This is a genomic window from Gilliamella sp. Pas-s27 (genome assembly GCF_009795865.1).
GTDB lineage: Bacteria > Pseudomonadota > Gammaproteobacteria > Enterobacterales > Orbaceae > Gilliamella.
Genome location: NZ_WTEW01000144.1, coordinates 1 through 292, shown reverse-complemented (window position 1 = coordinate 292; position 292 = coordinate 1). Strand labels below are relative to the sequence as shown.

Annotated in this window: 1 protein-coding gene; it reads left to right on the top strand. The window is 32.5% G+C overall.

Annotated features, from left to right (window positions below; genetic code table 11):
* Window positions 1–292 (top strand): DUF6708 domain-containing protein (locus GQ589_RS12070; RefSeq protein ID WP_160426508.1); only part of this gene is annotated, 292 nt, incomplete at both ends.

Sequence of the window (292 nt, the reverse complement as noted above, 5' to 3'; positions counted from 1 at the left end):
ATTTTTTATGCTTGTCTCTATTTTATTGTTACTATTTTGGGAAGTATATTAACTGTTGGTTCTTGTACATTTATCATGGATTATGATCATCCTGATAGTGGTAGTATGCTTTGTTTTATTGGTATCGTTTGCTTTATTTCTTGTTGCCTCACTATGTATTATGCTGTTCCTCAATTGTATCATTATCTATTTTCCCATCTTGGCAGTCCCATTATATTTAACCGTAAAACGGGTAAAGTCTATGTTAACGAAAGTTACTTTTTTAACTTTAAAGTATTGCGGCACCCTGCGG